The 14,123-nt window shown below is 69.4% G+C and carries 15 protein-coding genes; 3 read left to right on the top strand and 12 right to left on the bottom strand.

What is annotated here, in order from left to right; genetic code table 11:
- Positions 1-48: 48 nt before the first annotated feature.
- The 5 genes from rlmB to ACO0LU_RS01545 all read right to left on the bottom strand — a co-directional run bounded on the left by rlmB (position 49) and on the right by ACO0LU_RS01545 (position 4,340).
- The gene (gene rlmB, locus ACO0LU_RS01565; protein WP_424789668.1) at positions 49-996 is read right to left on the bottom strand and encodes a 23S rRNA (guanosine(2251)-2'-O)-methyltransferase RlmB; all 948 of its coding nucleotides are present in this window, start codon (positions 994-996) and stop codon (positions 49-51) included.
- A complete protein-coding gene (gene cysS / locus ACO0LU_RS01560) occupies positions 996-2,435 on the bottom strand; it encodes a cysteine--tRNA ligase (RefSeq protein ID WP_424789667.1) in 1,440 nt (479 codons plus the stop codon). The genes rlmB and cysS overlap by 1 nt, the downstream gene beginning before the upstream one ends.
- 135 nt (positions 2,436-2,570) lie before the next feature.
- Positions 2,571-3,071, bottom strand: coding sequence for a 2-C-methyl-D-erythritol 2,4-cyclodiphosphate synthase (ispF, locus tag ACO0LU_RS01555; RefSeq protein WP_424789666.1), 501 nt, complete (start codon positions 3,069-3,071; stop codon positions 2,571-2,573).
- A 4-nt stretch (positions 3,072-3,075) separates the two neighbouring features.
- Positions 3,076-3,831: an IspD/TarI family cytidylyltransferase gene (locus ACO0LU_RS01550; protein ID WP_424789665.1), complete on the bottom strand. Its 756-nt coding sequence runs from the start codon at positions 3,829-3,831 to the stop codon at positions 3,076-3,078.
- Between the two features lie 26 nt (positions 3,832-3,857).
- Complete coding sequence (locus ACO0LU_RS01545; RefSeq protein ID WP_424786692.1) at positions 3,858-4,340, bottom strand: CarD family transcriptional regulator; 483 nt, start codon at positions 4,338-4,340, stop codon at positions 3,858-3,860.
- A 291-nt stretch (positions 4,341-4,631) separates the two neighbouring features.
- On the opposite strand from ACO0LU_RS01545, the gene ACO0LU_RS01540 reads away from it, so the two are divergent.
- Positions 4,632-5,111, top strand: coding sequence for a hypothetical protein (locus ACO0LU_RS01540; protein WP_424789664.1), 480 nt, complete (start codon positions 4,632-4,634; stop codon positions 5,109-5,111).
- A gap of 59 nt (positions 5,112-5,170) precedes the next feature.
- Here the strand turns inward: ACO0LU_RS01540 and ACO0LU_RS01535 are convergent, their stop codons facing one another.
- Both ACO0LU_RS01535 and ACO0LU_RS01530 read right to left on the bottom strand, forming a co-directional pair.
- Positions 5,171-5,860, bottom strand: coding sequence for a response regulator (locus ACO0LU_RS01535; RefSeq protein ID WP_424789663.1), 690 nt, complete (start codon positions 5,858-5,860; stop codon positions 5,171-5,173).
- Positions 5,857-7,149: a sensor histidine kinase gene (locus ACO0LU_RS01530; protein ID WP_424789662.1), complete on the bottom strand. Its 1,293-nt coding sequence runs from the start codon at positions 7,147-7,149 to the stop codon at positions 5,857-5,859. Before ACO0LU_RS01530 ends, ACO0LU_RS01535 begins: the two co-directional genes overlap by 4 nt.
- A gap of 36 nt (positions 7,150-7,185) precedes the next feature.
- Here ACO0LU_RS01530 and phoU point away from each other — a divergent pair, with 36 nt between their 5' ends.
- Positions 7,186-7,848: a phosphate signaling complex protein PhoU gene (gene phoU / locus ACO0LU_RS01525; RefSeq protein ID WP_424789661.1), complete on the top strand. Its 663-nt coding sequence runs from the start codon at positions 7,186-7,188 to the stop codon at positions 7,846-7,848.
- A gap of 54 nt (positions 7,849-7,902) precedes the next feature.
- On the opposite strand, the gene ACO0LU_RS01520 is transcribed toward phoU, so the two are convergent.
- From ACO0LU_RS01520 to lysS, 5 genes are all read right to left on the bottom strand, one after another.
- The gene (locus tag ACO0LU_RS01520) at positions 7,903-8,640 is read right to left on the bottom strand and encodes a phosphoglyceromutase (RefSeq protein WP_424789660.1); all 738 of its coding nucleotides are present in this window, start codon (positions 8,638-8,640) and stop codon (positions 7,903-7,905) included.
- Positions 8,641-8,708: 68 nt separating this feature from the next.
- Positions 8,709-9,770: a lactonase family protein gene (locus tag ACO0LU_RS01515; RefSeq protein WP_424789659.1), complete on the bottom strand. Its 1,062-nt coding sequence runs from the start codon at positions 9,768-9,770 to the stop codon at positions 8,709-8,711.
- Between the two features lie 64 nt (positions 9,771-9,834).
- Positions 9,835-10,155, bottom strand: a complete 321-nt coding sequence (locus ACO0LU_RS01510; protein ID WP_424789658.1) for a histone-like nucleoid-structuring protein Lsr2 — start codon at positions 10,153-10,155, stop codon at positions 9,835-9,837.
- Positions 10,156-10,255: 100 nt separating this feature from the next.
- Positions 10,256-10,447 (bottom strand): hypothetical protein, encoded by a 192-nt coding sequence (locus tag ACO0LU_RS01505; RefSeq protein ID WP_424786700.1) that lies wholly within the window; start codon positions 10,445-10,447, stop codon positions 10,256-10,258.
- Entirely contained in the window at positions 10,444-11,901 is a 1,458-nt protein-coding gene (gene lysS / locus ACO0LU_RS01500; protein ID WP_424790179.1) for a lysine--tRNA ligase, read from the bottom strand. Before lysS ends, ACO0LU_RS01505 begins: the two co-directional genes overlap by 4 nt.
- 235 nt (positions 11,902-12,136) lie before the next feature.
- Here lysS and ACO0LU_RS01495 point away from each other — a divergent pair, with 235 nt between their 5' ends.
- Positions 12,137-14,119, top strand: coding sequence for a beta-galactosidase (locus ACO0LU_RS01495; RefSeq protein ID WP_424789657.1), 1,983 nt, complete (start codon positions 12,137-12,139; stop codon positions 14,117-14,119).
- Positions 14,120-14,123 lie beyond the last annotated feature (4 nt).

Below are 14,123 nucleotides of genomic sequence, written 5' to 3'. Positions count from 1 at the left end.
GTCCTGCGCACAGGCGGGTGCGCCGTCGATCCGGGGCACCGCGTGGGGTCAGCCCTCGGACCGCTGGCGGGCCACCTCGTACAGCGCGATACCGATCGCGGTGCCGGCGTTGAGGGATTCCATCGAGGCCGAGATCGGGATGGAGACCAGGGCGTCGCAGGTCTCCCGGACCAACCGGCCCAGGCCCTTGCCCTCCGAGCCGAGCACCAACACCAACGGCTCGTGCACCAGCGGCAACTCGGCCACCGGCGTCTGCGCCTCACCATCCAGTCCCACCACGAAGCAGCCGGCCTTCTTGTACTCACCCAGGGCCCGGACCAGGTTGGTCGCCCGGGCCACCGGAACCCGGGCTGCGGCCCCGGCGGAAACCTTCCACGCCGAGGCGGTCAGTCCGGCCGAGCGCCGTTGCGGGATGAGCACCCCGTGCGCGCCGAAGGCGCCGGCGCTGCGCAGCGCGGCTCCGAGGTTGCGCGGGTCGGTGACCGAGTCCAGCGCCACGATCAACGGGGCGCCCGGCGCGTCGGTGCTGAGCAGGTCCGCCGGCTCGGCATAGGTGTAGGTGGGCACCTGCAGCCCGACCCCCTGGTGCACCCCGCCATCGGTGAGACGGTCGAGTTCGGTCCGGGTCACCTCCAGCAGCGGGATGCCCCGATCGGCGATGATCCGGCGGATCTCGGCGGTGCGCTCATCCCCACCGACGCCGGTGGCCACGTACACGGTGGAGGCCGGGACGTCCGCCCGCAGGGCTTCCAGCACCGAGTTGCGCCCCCCGATCACCTCATAGGGCCGGTCTCCCGCGGGTCGGGACCTGCGTGGCGCGGAGCGTTCGGCACTGGCCTTGCGCTTGGCTGCCGGGTGGTAGGGGCGGTCCTCGGCCTTGGGGGTGGGGCCCTTACCGCGCAGCGACTTGCGACCCTGCCCGCCGGAGCCGACCTGGGCGCCCTTCTTGGTCCCGGCCTTGCGGACGGCGCCGCGGCGCTTGGAGTTACCGGCCATCAGTGATCCCCTCGCAGGCTCCAGCGGGCACCGCCGGAGGAGTCCTCCACCACCACACCGGCGGCGTGGAGTTGGTCGCGCAGTTCGTCGGCTCGCGCCCAGTCCTTGTCCGCGCGGGCCTGCGCGCGAGCGGTGAGCACCTGGGAGATGAGCGCGTCGAGCACCGCGGAAGTCCCGTCGTCACCGGTTTCGGCCGCCCCGCGCCAGGGCTCGGCATACGGGTCCAGACCGAGCACGGCGAGCATGGCGCGCACCTGCAAGGCGATCTCGCCGGCCTCCTGACCCGCGGCCAGGGCGCTGTTGCCGCGGCGCACGTGCTCGTGCACCGCGGCCAGGGCCGCCGAGACGTTCAGATCCTCGTCCATCGCGGCGCTGAAGGCCTCGGGCAACTCCACCTGGTCCGGTTCCCGCGCGGTGGCGGTGGCGATCCGCCCGGCCGGGTCGGTGCCAGCGGCGCCGGCCCGGTCCAGCAGTCCGGTGATGCGCTGCCAGGCGGCGGCGGCATCGGAGAGGGTGGAGTCGGAGAATTCCAGTGCGGACCGGTAGTGCACCGCTCCGAGGGCGTAGCGCAGCACCATCGGGGAGGTGCGCTGGAGCACGACCTCGGTCAGTAGGGAGTTGCCCAGCGACTTGCTCATCTTCTCCCCGCCGGTGGTGACCCAGGCGTTGTGCATCCACAGCCTGGCGAAGCCCCAGCCGGCGGCCCAGGACTGGGCCTGCTCGTTCTCGTGGTGCGGAAAACGCAGGTCGATCCCGCCGCCGTGGATGTCGAAGGTGGTGCCCAGGTACTTGCGCGCCATCGCCGAGCACTCCAGGTGCCACCCGGGCCGCCCGCGGCCGTAGGGCGTGGGCCAGGCCGCGGTAGCGGGCTCACCCTCCTTGTGCGCCTTCCACAGCGCGAAGTCGTGCGGGTTTCGCTTGTCCGAGGCGGCCTCCTCCACGCTGGTCATGTTCTCCACCAGCTGGCGGGTCAACGCCCCGTACCTGCCGAAGCTGTGCACGTCGAAGTACACGTTCCCGGGATCCCCGGTGTAGGCATGGCCACGTTCGATGAGCAACTCGATGAGTTCGACCATCTCGGTGATGTGACCGGTGGCCCGGGGTTCATAGGTGGGCGGAGCAACCCCGAGCGCGTCGTAGGCGCGGGCGAACTCGCGCTCGTACCGGTAGGCCCAGGCCCACCAGGGCGCACCGGCCCCGGCGGACTTGGACAGGATCTTGTCGTCGATGTCGGTGACGTTGCGCACCAGCGTCACCTGGTAGCCGCTGCGGCGCAACCAGCGGGTGAGGATGTCGAAGGCGACGGCGGAGCGCATGTGCCCGATGTGCGGGGAGCCCTGCACGGTGGCACCGCACAGGTAGATGCCCACCTTGCCCGGGACCGCGGGCTCGAAGCGGCGCACCTCGCGGGTGGCGGAGTCATACAGATGCAGCGACATTCAGTCGAGTTTATCGGTGCCGGCCGCTCCCGGGCGCCGCACCCTGCCAGGGGCGGCGGAGGACCGCCGACGGCGCACCCTGACCGACCTGCCAGCGGCCGCTCGCCGAGTAACCAGAGACGCTCCCGGGCACCCTCAACCTGGGCCGGCCACCACCAGCGCGGTGGCGATCGCGGCCAGCCCTTCGCCGCGGCCGGTCAGGCCCAGCCCGTCGGTGGTGGTGGCGCTCAGGGTCACGGGTGCACCGGTGGCCGCGGACAGCAACTCCTGGGCACGGCCGCGGTGCGGGGCGAGCCTGGGCCGGTTCCCGATCACCTGCACCGCCACGTTCCCGACCACGAAGCCCGCGGCGCGGACCCGGCGCGCCGCCTCGCCCAGGATCACGGTGCCGGCGGCCCCGGACCAGCGTGGGTCGCTGGTGCCGAACACCGAACCCAGGTCCCCCACCCCGGCGGCCACCAGCAAGGCGTCGGCGGCGGCGTGGGCGGCCACATCGCCGTCGGAGTGCCCAGTCAGGGCGATCTCATCCGGGAAGTAGATGCCGGCCAGGTACAGCCCGGACGTGCCATCGGTGGCGAAGGCGTGCACGTCCACACCGATACCAGTGCGCGGCACGGGCACTCGCGGGCTGCTCACCGGCTCACCAGCCCTCGCTCAGGTACATCTGGGCCACGGCTAGATCGTGCGGGTCGGTGATCTTCATCGCGGCACGCTCCCCGGCCACCAGGTGCACCTCGAGCGCGAGCGCCTCGACCAGGGCGGCGTCATCGGTGGCTGCGCTGTACTCGTGACGCCCGCGTGCGGCCCCGGAGGCGTGCGCCCGCCGCAGCACCTCGGCTCGGAAGCCCTGCGGGGTCTGCATGGCCCGGAGCCGGCCCCGCTCCACCACACCGCGGGCGCGGGCGGTGTCCTGCTCATCGACCATCCTGATCGTGTCGGTCACCGCCAGTCCGGGCACCACCGCGTCATGGCCGCCCTGGACGGCCCGGACCACCCGGGTGATCATCGACGGCGGCGCGAGCGGGCGGGCGGCGTCGTGCACCAGGATCACCTCGTGTCCGGCATCGAGGCGCTCCAGTCCCGCGGCGACCGAGGCCTGCCGAGAGGGGTAGGTGCCCTCCACCACGTCAACCTCGACCCGGTCGGCGCCCGCTTGCCCCTCCGGCGACGCCTCGTGATCGGCAAAGGCCGCCAACGCGGCCCGGCGGACCTGCTCCCCGTGGCCGCGGGGCGCGGTCACCACGATGGTGCGCACCAGGCCGGTCGCCCGCAGCCGGCTGACCGCGTGGGTGACCAGGGACCGGCCGCCCAGCATCGCCAGGGCCTTGGGTTCCTGACCGCCGAGCCGGGTTCCGGCACCGGCCGCGACCAGTACCACCCCGGCGTTCGGTGCCAACGGCAACTCCGGCGTCGGCCGCCGGTTCAGGAGGCCAGGACCTCGTCGAGGCGGGCCTCGGCCTGCTCTTCCTCGGTCTTCTCGGCAAGCGCGAGTTCGGAGACCAGGATCTGACGGGCCCGGGCGAGCATCCGCTTCTCCCCGGCCGACAGGCCGCGGTCCGCGTCCCGCCGGGACAGGTCCCGGACCACCTCGGCCACCTTGATCACGTCTCCGGAGGCGATCTTCTCCACGTTCGCCTTGTACCGCCGCGACCAGTTGGTCGGCTCCTCGGTGTACGGGGCGCGCAGGACGTCGAACACCTCCTCCAGGCCTTCGGCGTCCACCACGTCGCGGACGCCGACCAGATCGACGTTGTCCGCCGGGACCTCGATCGTCAAATCACCCTGAGCGACCTTGAGCCGGAGATAGAGCTTCTCCTCACCGCGGATGATTCGTTTGGAGATTTCTTCGATCAGAGCCGCACCGTGGTGCGGGTAGACGACGGTTTCGCCGACTGTGAAGGACATGTGCAGGCACTCCCCTTTCGCGGAAGTCAAGTTTACCACGCCGTGACCTGGGCATTGGCCCCTGGTTCGGCTCCCCGAACCGGGCCGCGGACACTGCACACACACCGGTCCGTCCCCACCCGCTGGACCCGCCCGCACCTCCGCCTGAGCACCGGTGTCCCGCTCGGAGGGTCCGGTGACTGCCGCTGGGTCGCACACAGTAGGCTGGTACCCGCGGCACGACAGGGCCGCGACCGATCCGTTGCACACGTTCGATCCCACCACGCCGTCCGAGCCAGAAGGAGTGAGCCCGTGGCCCGCAGCGAGCACCACGCCCGCCTCCGCCGCCCTCTCATCGCCGTGGCCCTTGCGGTCACGCTCGTCCTCGGTGCGTGCACGCCACCGATGACCATGAACCAGTACGCCGCCGGCGATGGTGCCCGGGCCAACCTGGGCAGCCAGGTCAAGGTGGAGAACCTGCTGGTGATCACTGAAGCGGAGGGCTCGGCCGGCACCCTGGTGGGCGGAGTGGTCAACCTGTGGGAGCAGGAGGCTGAGGTGAGCCTGTCCGTGCAGGACATGGGCGAAGCGATCACGGTCACGGTGGACCCGGCGGCCACACTGCTGCTGCACCCCGAGCACGAGTCCGTGGTGCTGCCCTCGGTCCCGGTCGCGCCGGGGGCGACGCTGGAGGTACAGATCTCCACGGATAATTCAGGCTCGATCACCGTCCCGGTGCCGGTGCTGGACGGGACGCTCGATCCCTACCAGGACTATCTGCCCGAGGGGTAACGAGGGCGGGCCCTGAGTTCCTGGCCTCGTCGACCGGGCCCCTGGTCTCGTCGGGGGCCTCAGGTCTCGTCGACGAGTTTGTACCCCAGGCCACGCACGGTCAGCAGCACGGTGGGGCGGACCGGATCGGGCTCGATCTTGGCCCGGATCCGCTTCACGTGCACATCCAGGGTCTTGGTGTCGCCGACGTAGTCCGCGCCCCAGACCCGGTCGATCAGTTGACCGCGGGTCAGCACCCGGTCGGGGTTGCGCAGGAACAACTCCAGTAACTCGAACTCCCGCAGCGGCATCGAGATCTCAGCGCCGTCCACGGTGACCACGTGCCGGTCGGTGTCCATCACCACCCGGCCCACGCTCAGGACGCCGGGGTCCTCGGCATCCTGGGCCTCCCCGCCCCGGCGCAGGACAGCGCGGATGCGGGCCAGCAACTCCCGGAAGGAGTAGGGCTTGGTGACGTAGTCGTCCGCCCCCAGTTCCAGGCCCACGACCTTGTCGATCTCGGAGTCCTTGGCGGTGAGCATGATCACCGGCACGGTGCTGCGGGTGCGAAGTTCCCGGCACACCTCGGTGCCGGACAGGCCCGGCAGCATCAGGTCCAGCAGCACCAGGTCGGCTGCCTGCCGGTCGAAGGCGCTCAGCCCCTCATCGCCGGAGGCGACCGCCTCCACTGCGAACCCTTCCCGGGTGAGTTGGTAGACCAGGGAGTCACGGTAGGACTGCTCGTCCTCCACAACCAGGATGCGCGTCACGATTCCTCTCCTCCTTCATCGCCGGATCCGGCGACCGCCGGGTCCACCTCCGGAATGCGAAGCGTGAAGGTCGACCCGCGACCCTTGGTGGACCACACGGTGACCTCGCCGCCGTGATTGGCCGCGACATGCTTCACGATACTCAGTCCCAGACCGGTGCCGCCGGTCTCGCGGGAGCGGCCCGGGTCGATCCGGTAGAACCGCTCGAAGACCCGCTGGGCGTCCTCGGACTTGATACCCGCGCCCTGGTCCACCACCGCGATCTCCACCACCCCGTCCACCGTGCGCACCCCCACGCGCACCGGGGAGCCGTACGGGGAGTACCGCACCGCGTTGTCCAGCAGATTGCGCACCGCGGTCACCAGCAGCCCGTGGTCGCCAAGAACCTGGAGCCCGGACTCACCGCCCACGGTCAGGCTCATCTCCCGGGCGTCGGCTTCCATCCGGGCCCGGTCGATGGCCTCCTCGATCACGTCGTCGATCGATACCGGGAGGAAGTCGACCACCTCCTCCGGGGCCTGCAGCCGGGAGAGTTCGATGATCTCCTGCACGAGCGCCGACAGCCGCACCGCTTCGCGCTGCATCCGGGACGCGAAGTGCCGCACCGCCTCGGGATCGTCGGCGGCGTCGGCTGCGGTCTCTGCCAGCAGCGCGATCGCCCCGACCGGGGTCTTGAGTTCATGGGAGACGTTCGCCACGAAGTCGCGGCGGACCTCCTCCACCCGCCGCTCGGCGGTGCGATCGTCGGCGAGCACGAGGATCCGGTCCCCGGGCAACGGGGCCACCCGCACGTCCACGGCCAGGGTGTCCGAGCCGGGCACCTTCGATCGGGGCAGCGTCAACTGGGCGTCGTGGACGTGCCCGTCCCGGCGTGCCCGGGCCACCAGATCGTCGAGGGAGGCCTGGGTCAGCGAGCCACCGCGCACCAGGCCCAGGGAGTAGGCCGGCGGGGTGGCGCGCAAGACCTCGTCGTCGGGCCCGAGCACCACCGAGACCGACCGCAGCACCGACAGGACGCTGGCGACATCGTCGTCGACCTTCCGCAGGGCGCCACCGGCGCCCTGCTCCTCGCCGGAGCTACTACGAGAGTTCCACAGTCCGAAGGCGCCAACGCCGAGGGCCACACCCACCAGGGCGGCCAGAAGGAGCCAGACACCGTCCACATCGGCCACCTTATGACCTGTGGGGAGCTCCGGGCGCATCCGGATGGCCCGCACGGTCAGGAGTTCATCACCCGCACACGTCGCGTTCACCTCCGGCGTGAGAAGGTAGGCAGGTGCAGTGGACACGAGCGGTGTTCACCCGTGAACCGAGGAGTTGTCCCCGTGCGTGCGATCTTCGATCAGGAACTGAGCCAGATCGGCGAGGACCTGCTCCACATGGCCACCCTCGTGGCCACGGCGATCCGGGATGCGAGCCAGGCGCTGGCCACCGCAGATCTTCAACTCGCCGAGCAGGTCATCGAGGCCGACCTCGCGCTGGATGAACTGGAGCGCGCACTGGACGAACGCTGCGTCATCCTGCTGGCTCGCCAGCAACCGGTGGCCACCGACCTGCGCGTGGTGGTTTCCGGTCTCCGGATCAGTGCCTCGATCGAGCGCATGGGTGACCTGGCCAGGCACGTGGCCCAGGTGGCCCGGCTGCGTTACCCCGAGAAGGTGCTACCGGAGTCGATCCGACCGTTGTTCGACGAGTTCGCCGTGGCCGCGGAGAAGGTGGCGGTGGACCTGGTCGAACTCCTGCAGAGCCACGATCTGAACAAGGCCGCCCAGGTGGAGAAGGACGACGACATCCTCGATGAGCTCCACCGGCAGTCGTTCACGTCCACGTTGGGGCCGGACTGGGACGGCAACGTCAGCCAGACCGTGGACGTGACGCTGCTGGGCCGCTTCTACGAGCGTTTCGGTGACCACGCGGTCTCGGTGGCGAACCGGATCACCTACCTGGTGACCGGGGACCTGGGCGACGGCGAGCCGAACAACCTCTGAGACGCCCGGCCATGAGGCCGCAGATCCTCACCCCGCCGGGCAGGGCGGAGTGGCTCAGCGCCCCTGGGCAGCGACCGCCGCGATGGCTTCCTTCGCCGCATCCGGGTCCAGGTAGGTGCCGCCGGCCTTGACCGGCGTGAGGGACTCGTCCAGTTCGTAGACCAGCGGGATTCCTGTGGGCACGTTCAGGCCTGCGATGGTCTGGTCGTCCACCCCGTCCAGGTGCTTGATGATCGCCCGCAGGGAGTTGCCGTGCGCGGCCACCAGGACCACCTTGCCGGCCCTCAGGTCCGGCACCACGGCGTCGTTCCAGTACGGCAGGGCGCGCTCGAGGACGTCCTTGAGGCATTCCGTGGTCGGGATCGGCTCGCCGGCGTAGCGCGGGTCTGCGTCCTGGGAGTAGGTCGAGCCGAGTTCGATCTCCGGCGGCGGCACGTCGTAGGAACGGCGCCAGGTCATGAACTGGTCCTCGCCGAACTCCTCGCGGATCTGCTTCTTGTCCTTACCCTGCAGCGCGCCGTAGTGGCGCTCGTTCAGGCGCCAGTGGCGGTGCACCGGGATCCAGTGCCGGTCCGCAGCGTCCAGGGTCAGGTTCGCGGTGGTGATGGCCCGGCGCAGCAGCGAGGTGTGCAGCACCTCGGGCAGCACACCGGCCTCGACGAGCAGTTCCCCACCCCGGACGGCTTCGGCCTCGCCCCGCTCCGACAGCGGCACGTCCACCCAGCCGGTGAACAGGTTCTTCGCGTTCCACTCGCTCTCGCCGTGACGGAGCAGCACCAGGGTGTAGGTCATGGCACCAGTCTGCCGCATCCAACCCGGACCGGTCACATCGGCGGCCTGGTGCCAGCGGCCGACCGGCCTCACATGGGCAGGATGAACATCGGGCGCGGGATCTCGATCTCGTGCTGCACCGGCCCGACCGCACCCTGGTACCGGCCCTCGGGGTCGCCCCGAGGGGTGAACGGGTGGATCAGCACCCGATCCTCGCGTTCGCCGGCCACCAGCAGGTTCGGCCCGCTCAGCGCCATGTGCCGGGGCCACGCCCCGGTGTGCACTTCACCCACGAGTTCCAGCCGGGCCCCGTCCTCATGCACGGTGAAGGTGGAGACCGAGTCCGAACCACGCGAAGCCACCAGCACCACGCCGCTGGAGAACAGGATGTGGGAGAGATAGTAGGCGTCCTCGGAGCGACCCGGTAGCGTCGCGGCCCGGACTTGTTGGACAACCTCACCCCGACCGGTGTTCTCGTCCCAGTCCAGGACCAGGACCTCACCGGACAGTTCGCCGCTGATGTAGAGGTATCTCCCCGATCCGGCGACGTGTCGCGGTCCGCTGCCCGCCGGGAGCGAGGTGATCACCGGATCGGGATCGGGCCGACCGCTCTCAAGGGGGTAGGCGCGGATCTCATCGGTACCCAGGTCCGCTACCAGGAGGTAGCCCCCGCCCGGGGAGATCCGGGTCGAGTGCGCATGCGGGCCCTCCTGACGGTCCGGGTTCGGCCCGGTCCCGGCGTGGTCGAAGGTGAGCACGTGATCGGAGACGTCCCCTGCCTCGGTCAACTCCACCGCGGAGAGCACCCCGTCGCCGTAGTTGGCCACGTACAACCAGCGTCCCTGTGGATGGACGCGCACGTGGCACGGGCCCGACCCGCCGGTGGCCACCGACCGGACCTGGCCCAATGTGCAGTCCGCCCCGAAGGCGTAGGAGATGACCCGGCCGCCGTCCTGCTCCGAGACTGCGTAGAGGCGGTCCGCGGACGGGTGCAGGGTGAGGTAGGTGGCGCGGGACGCAGCGATCGTGCGCACCACATCGACGCCATCCCAATCCCCTGCCGGGCCGGGTCGCTGGATCCGCCAGATGCCCTCAGGGTCGGGACCCTCGTTGGCGTCCGTGCCTACCCAGATTTGCCGGTAAACAGTCATGGCACCCACGTTAACGTGAATGCCATGGCTGGTGGGTGCTACCCGCCCGGTGTCGGTGCGGGGTTCAGTGGGCCCGCTCGTACGCTTCCTTCACCTCGGCCGGAACGCGGCCACGATCGGAGACCTCGAATCCGTTCTCCCGGGCCCAGTCACGGATCTTGGAGGCATCGCTGCTGCGGGACGTCCCGGAACGACCGGTCTTGCGGCGCCCACCCGATCGACGGGCGTGACCGACCCAGGTGGCCAGATCATCCCGCAACCTGGCGGCGTTGGTTTCATTGAGGTCGATCTCGTACTGAACGCCGTCCAGTCCGAAACTGATAGTTTCTGCTGCGTCGGTGCCATCGATATCGTCGATCAGGAGGACTTTGACCTTCTGGGCCATGGGCTTTCCAATCTATTCTGGTACTGCACCGATACGAATTGAATGTGCCGGGCTCAAGCGTGACACTCCTGTGGTGCTGATGTCACAAGATACCAGTTTTCTAGGACTTGTCCTCACGCTCGATATCGATGGGGATTCGACTCACATGGTCATGACCCGCCTCATCGCCCCGCTCGATTGCTTCGCGCTCTCTTCGGTCGCTGCTGACGATGGCACGCAACACAACGATGAACAACACCGCCAATACGATCGAGGGGACGATCGCCGCCGAGACGAGCCACCAGTCGGTCATCGCGGCTTCACCAACGGAAATGTAATAGTTTCGCGCATACCACGGCCGGTCAGGGCCATCAGGAGACGGTCGATTCCCATGCCCATTCCACCTGCGGGGGGCATTCCGTGTTCCATCGCCTCCAGGAAGTCCTCATCCAGGGGCATCGCCTCGGCATCGCCGCGCGCTGCCAGTTCTGCCTGCGCTTCCAGCCGCTCCCGCTGGATCACCGGATCGACCAGTTCCGAGTAGGCGGTGGCCAGTTCCACCCCGCGCACGTACAGGTCCCACTTCTCCACCACACCTGGGATCTCGCGGTGCGCACGGGTCAGCGGCGAGGTGTCCACTGGGAAATCCCGTACGAACGTGGGTGCGTAAAGGTCATTGCCCACGAAATACTCCCAGAGTTCCTCTGCAGCCTTACCGGGAGTGATGTGGCCCTCGTCCAGTTCCAACCCGGCAGCGCCGGCGATCCTCAATAACTCCGCCAACGGTGTTTGCGGGGTGATTTCTACTCCGGCTGCGGCAGCGAGAGATGGATACAACTCAATGCTGTCCCATTCCCCACCGAGTTCGTACTCGGTACCGTCGGCGAGGGTGACCAGCGTGCTATCGAAGGTTTCGCTCGCGGCCCGTTGCACCAGCCTTCGGGCAAGGTCCGCCATCGTGTTGTAGTCGCCGTAGGACTCATAGGCCTCCAGCATCGAGAATTCCGGGGAGTGGGAAGAATCAGCCCCCTCATTGCGGAAGTTGCGATTGATCTCGAAGACTTTTTCGATTCCACCCACCACGGCACGCTTGAGGAACAGTTCCGGGGCGATTCGCAGGTAGAGATCGATATCGAACGCATTCATATGCGTCATGAAGGGTCGTGCGGTTGCTCCACCGTGCTGGGTCTGCAGCATCGGGGTCTCGATCTCCAGGTAGCCACGCTGGTGGAACTCATCGCGCAGCGAGCGCACCACCCGGGCGCGGTGTCTGACCATGTCCCGGGCTGCCGGACGGGTGATCAGGTCCACGTACCGCCGGCGTACCCGGGCTTCCTCGGAGGAGTCCTTGTGCAGAGTGGGCAGCGGGCGCAACGCCTTGCTGGCGATCTGGTAGGAGTCGGCGAAAACGGAGAGTTCGCCCCGCCGGGAGGCGATCACCCGGCCGCTGGCGAACAGGTGGTCCCCCAGATCCACCCGGGCCTTGAACTCCTCCAGAGCCGCCTTACCGACCGCTCCCTCGGAGAGCATCACCTGCAGTCGCCGGCCCTGCCCGTCCTGCAGTTGGGCAAAGCACAGCCGGCCGGTGTTGCGCAGGTACATCACGCGACCGGCAACGCCCACCTCGTCGTCGGTCTCCTCCCCGGCCTCCAGGTGCTCGTAGGCGGCGCGGATCCGGGCGATGGTGGTGGTGACCGGCAAGGTCACCGGGTAGGGCTCGACGCCGTCGGCCAGCAGTTGCTCCCGCTTGGCCCGGCGTACCTGCATCTGTTCGGGCAGGTCGGCCTCGCCGGTAGGCGCACCGGTGGTCTGCTCAGGGGTGGCCGAATCGCGGGCCCGGACAGGACTGACGCTCTCATTCACACCGTCGATCCTAGTCGCTGCGGGGCCGGACCACCCCCGGCCGCCGGGCGGCAGAGGCAGGGCCGCCGTGGCGGGAAGGACGCCGGGCACCGGCCGGTAGGCTCGCCGGACATCGTCTCAGTCGCGTCCAGGGAGGACCATGCTCAGCGAGATCCGTGCCGACGGCGGAGGTCATCTGACCCGGGACGGCGCACCGCACCAGATCATCTCCGGCGCCCTGCACTACGCACGAGTGCCGGCTGCCCTGTGGGCGGATCGATTGGCCCGGATCGCGGCGATGGGCTGCAACACGGTGGAGACCTACGTGCCGTGGAACTTCCACCAGCCCCGTGCCGGTGCTGAGGCGGACTTCTCCGGCAACCGGGACCTGGGCCGCTTCCTGGATCTCGCCGCGGACGCCGATCTCGACATCCTGGTACGCCCCGGGCCCTACATCTGCGCCGAGTGGGACATGGGCGGGCTGCCGTCCTGGTTGCTCACCGACGCGGCCACCCGGGCCAATCTGCGCACTGCGCACCCGGGGTTCCTGGCCGCGGTGGATGCCTGGTTCGACGCGCTGATCCCGGTGGTGGCCACCCGGCAGGTCTCCCGTGGCGGCCGGGTGGCCGGGGTGCAGGTGGAGAACGAGTACGGCAGTTACGGCAACGATGGGACCTACCTGCAGCACCTACGCGACGGTCTCGCCCGTCGCGGCATCGACGTGCTGCTGTTCACCTCCGATGGCCCCAGCGCCCTGCACCTGGCCGGCGGCACGCTGGCGGACTGTTGGCCGACGGTCAACTTCGGGTCGCGGCAGGCACAGGCCTTCGCCGCCCTACAGCAGTTCCGGCCCGGTAGCGCGAACATGTGCATGGAGTTCTGGAACGGCTGGTTCGACCATTGGGGCGCGCCCCACCACGTGCGCGACGCCGCTCACGCTGCGGCCGAGTTGCGCGCGATGCTCACCGCCGGGGCCTCGGTGAACTTCTACATGGCCCACGGCGGCACCTCCTTCGGGGTGTGGGCCGGAGCGAACTCCTACCCCGATGAGAGCGGGCCGGACTACTCCCCCACGATCACCAGCTACGACTACGACGCCCCGATCGCTGAGGACGGCTCCCTCACCGAGAAGTTCGCCGCCTTCCGGGACGTCATCACCGCGCACACCGGTATCGCACCGCCACCGGCGCCACCGACGATTCCGGTCATGGTGCCCCCACCGGCGGCCGTCTCCCAGCGTCTTCCGCTGGAGCGGGTATTGGATGCCCAACCCCTGACGCACCGCGCCAAGGCGGCATCGATGGAGGAGTTGGGACTGCACCACGGGGTGGTCCGGTACCGCACCACCGTGGCATGGCCGAACTCGGCCGAGTACCTGCACGTGCCCGAACTCGCGGACCTGGCCGCGGTGTCGATCGACGGCGAGCACGTGGCCCGGCTGCGCCGGGCGGGCCTGGCCGCCCCCGACCCGGCCTACCAGAGGGCACCCTTCGCCCTGGCTGCCGCCCCGGCGGCGGGCGACTCGCCCGGGATCGAGTGCGGGGCCGGCTCTGCGACCGGAACCGGAGCTGTGGCCGGAGCCGGTTCCCAGAGCGGTACCGGGTCCGAGGTGGAATCCGAGCCGGCCGCCTACACCGCGCCCCGGCAACGGAGCCTGGAGGTGCTCGTGCACTCCCTGGGCCGGGTGAACTTCGGGCGCTTCCTACCCGACGCCAAGGGACTGGGCCCGGTCCTGGTGGACTTCCAGCACTTGTTCGGCTGGGACCACAGTGCCCTGGACCTGACCGAACTGCCCGACCTGGACTGGACCCATGCGTCCGCCGTCGGTTCATCCGCCACCGCCTCAACCCCCGCGACAGAAGCGCAGCCGGCGTTCCACCGCGTGCCGGTCGAGGTGGACACCCCGGGCTGCGACGCCCATCTGGACATGTCCGGCTGGGGCCATGGCTACGTGTTCCTCAACGGGTTCAACCTGGGTCGGTACTGGAGCGCGGCCGGGCCGCAGCAGTCCCTGTACGCCCCGGCACCGTTGTGGCGCGAAGGCACCAATGAGGTGGTGGTCCTGGAGTTCACCAGGGCCGGGACTCATCTGCCCTTCGCCGACTCGATGATCCTGGGCGCGATCCTCGAGACGGCGAACTGACCTG

Origin of the sequence: Pseudactinotalea sp. Z1748, from assembly GCF_049725185.1 — a bacterium.
Classification (GTDB): domain Bacteria; phylum Actinomycetota; class Actinomycetes; order Actinomycetales; family Beutenbergiaceae; genus CALKWS01.
Note: the sequence above shows the minus strand (reverse complement) of the source record. Positions and strands in the feature narration are given on the sequence as shown.

What these genes read in the sequence shown, in the direction of transcription:
- rlmB (WP_424789668.1), bottom strand. Translation starts at nt 996, where the DNA reads ATGGCCGGTAACTCCAAGCGCCGCGGCGCCGTCCGCAAGGCCGGGACC.
- cysS (WP_424789667.1), bottom strand. Translation starts at nt 2,435, where the DNA reads ATGTCGCTGCATCTGTATGACTCCGCCACCCGCGAGGTGCGCCGCTTC.
- ACO0LU_RS01545 (WP_424786692.1), bottom strand. Translation starts at nt 4,340, where the DNA reads ATGTCCTTCACAGTCGGCGAAACCGTCGTCTACCCGCACCACGGTGCG.
- ACO0LU_RS01520 (WP_424789660.1), bottom strand. Translation starts at nt 8,640, where the DNA reads ATGACCTACACCCTGGTGCTGCTCCGTCACGGCGAGAGCGAGTGGAAC.
- ACO0LU_RS01515 (WP_424789659.1), bottom strand. Translation starts at nt 9,770, where the DNA reads ATGACTGTTTACCGGCAAATCTGGGTAGGCACGGACGCCAACGAGGGT.
- ACO0LU_RS01510 (WP_424789658.1), bottom strand. Translation starts at nt 10,155, where the DNA reads ATGGCCCAGAAGGTCAAAGTCCTCCTGATCGACGATATCGATGGCACC.
- ACO0LU_RS01505 (WP_424786700.1), bottom strand. Translation starts at nt 10,447, where the DNA reads ATGACCGACTGGTGGCTCGTCTCGGCGGCGATCGTCCCCTCGATCGTA.
- lysS (WP_424790179.1), bottom strand. Translation starts at nt 11,901, where the DNA reads ATGCAGGTACGCCGGGCCAAGCGGGAGCAACTGCTGGCCGACGGCGTC.
- ACO0LU_RS01495 (WP_424789657.1), top strand. Translation starts at nt 12,137, where the DNA reads ATGCTCAGCGAGATCCGTGCCGACGGCGGAGGTCATCTGACCCGGGAC.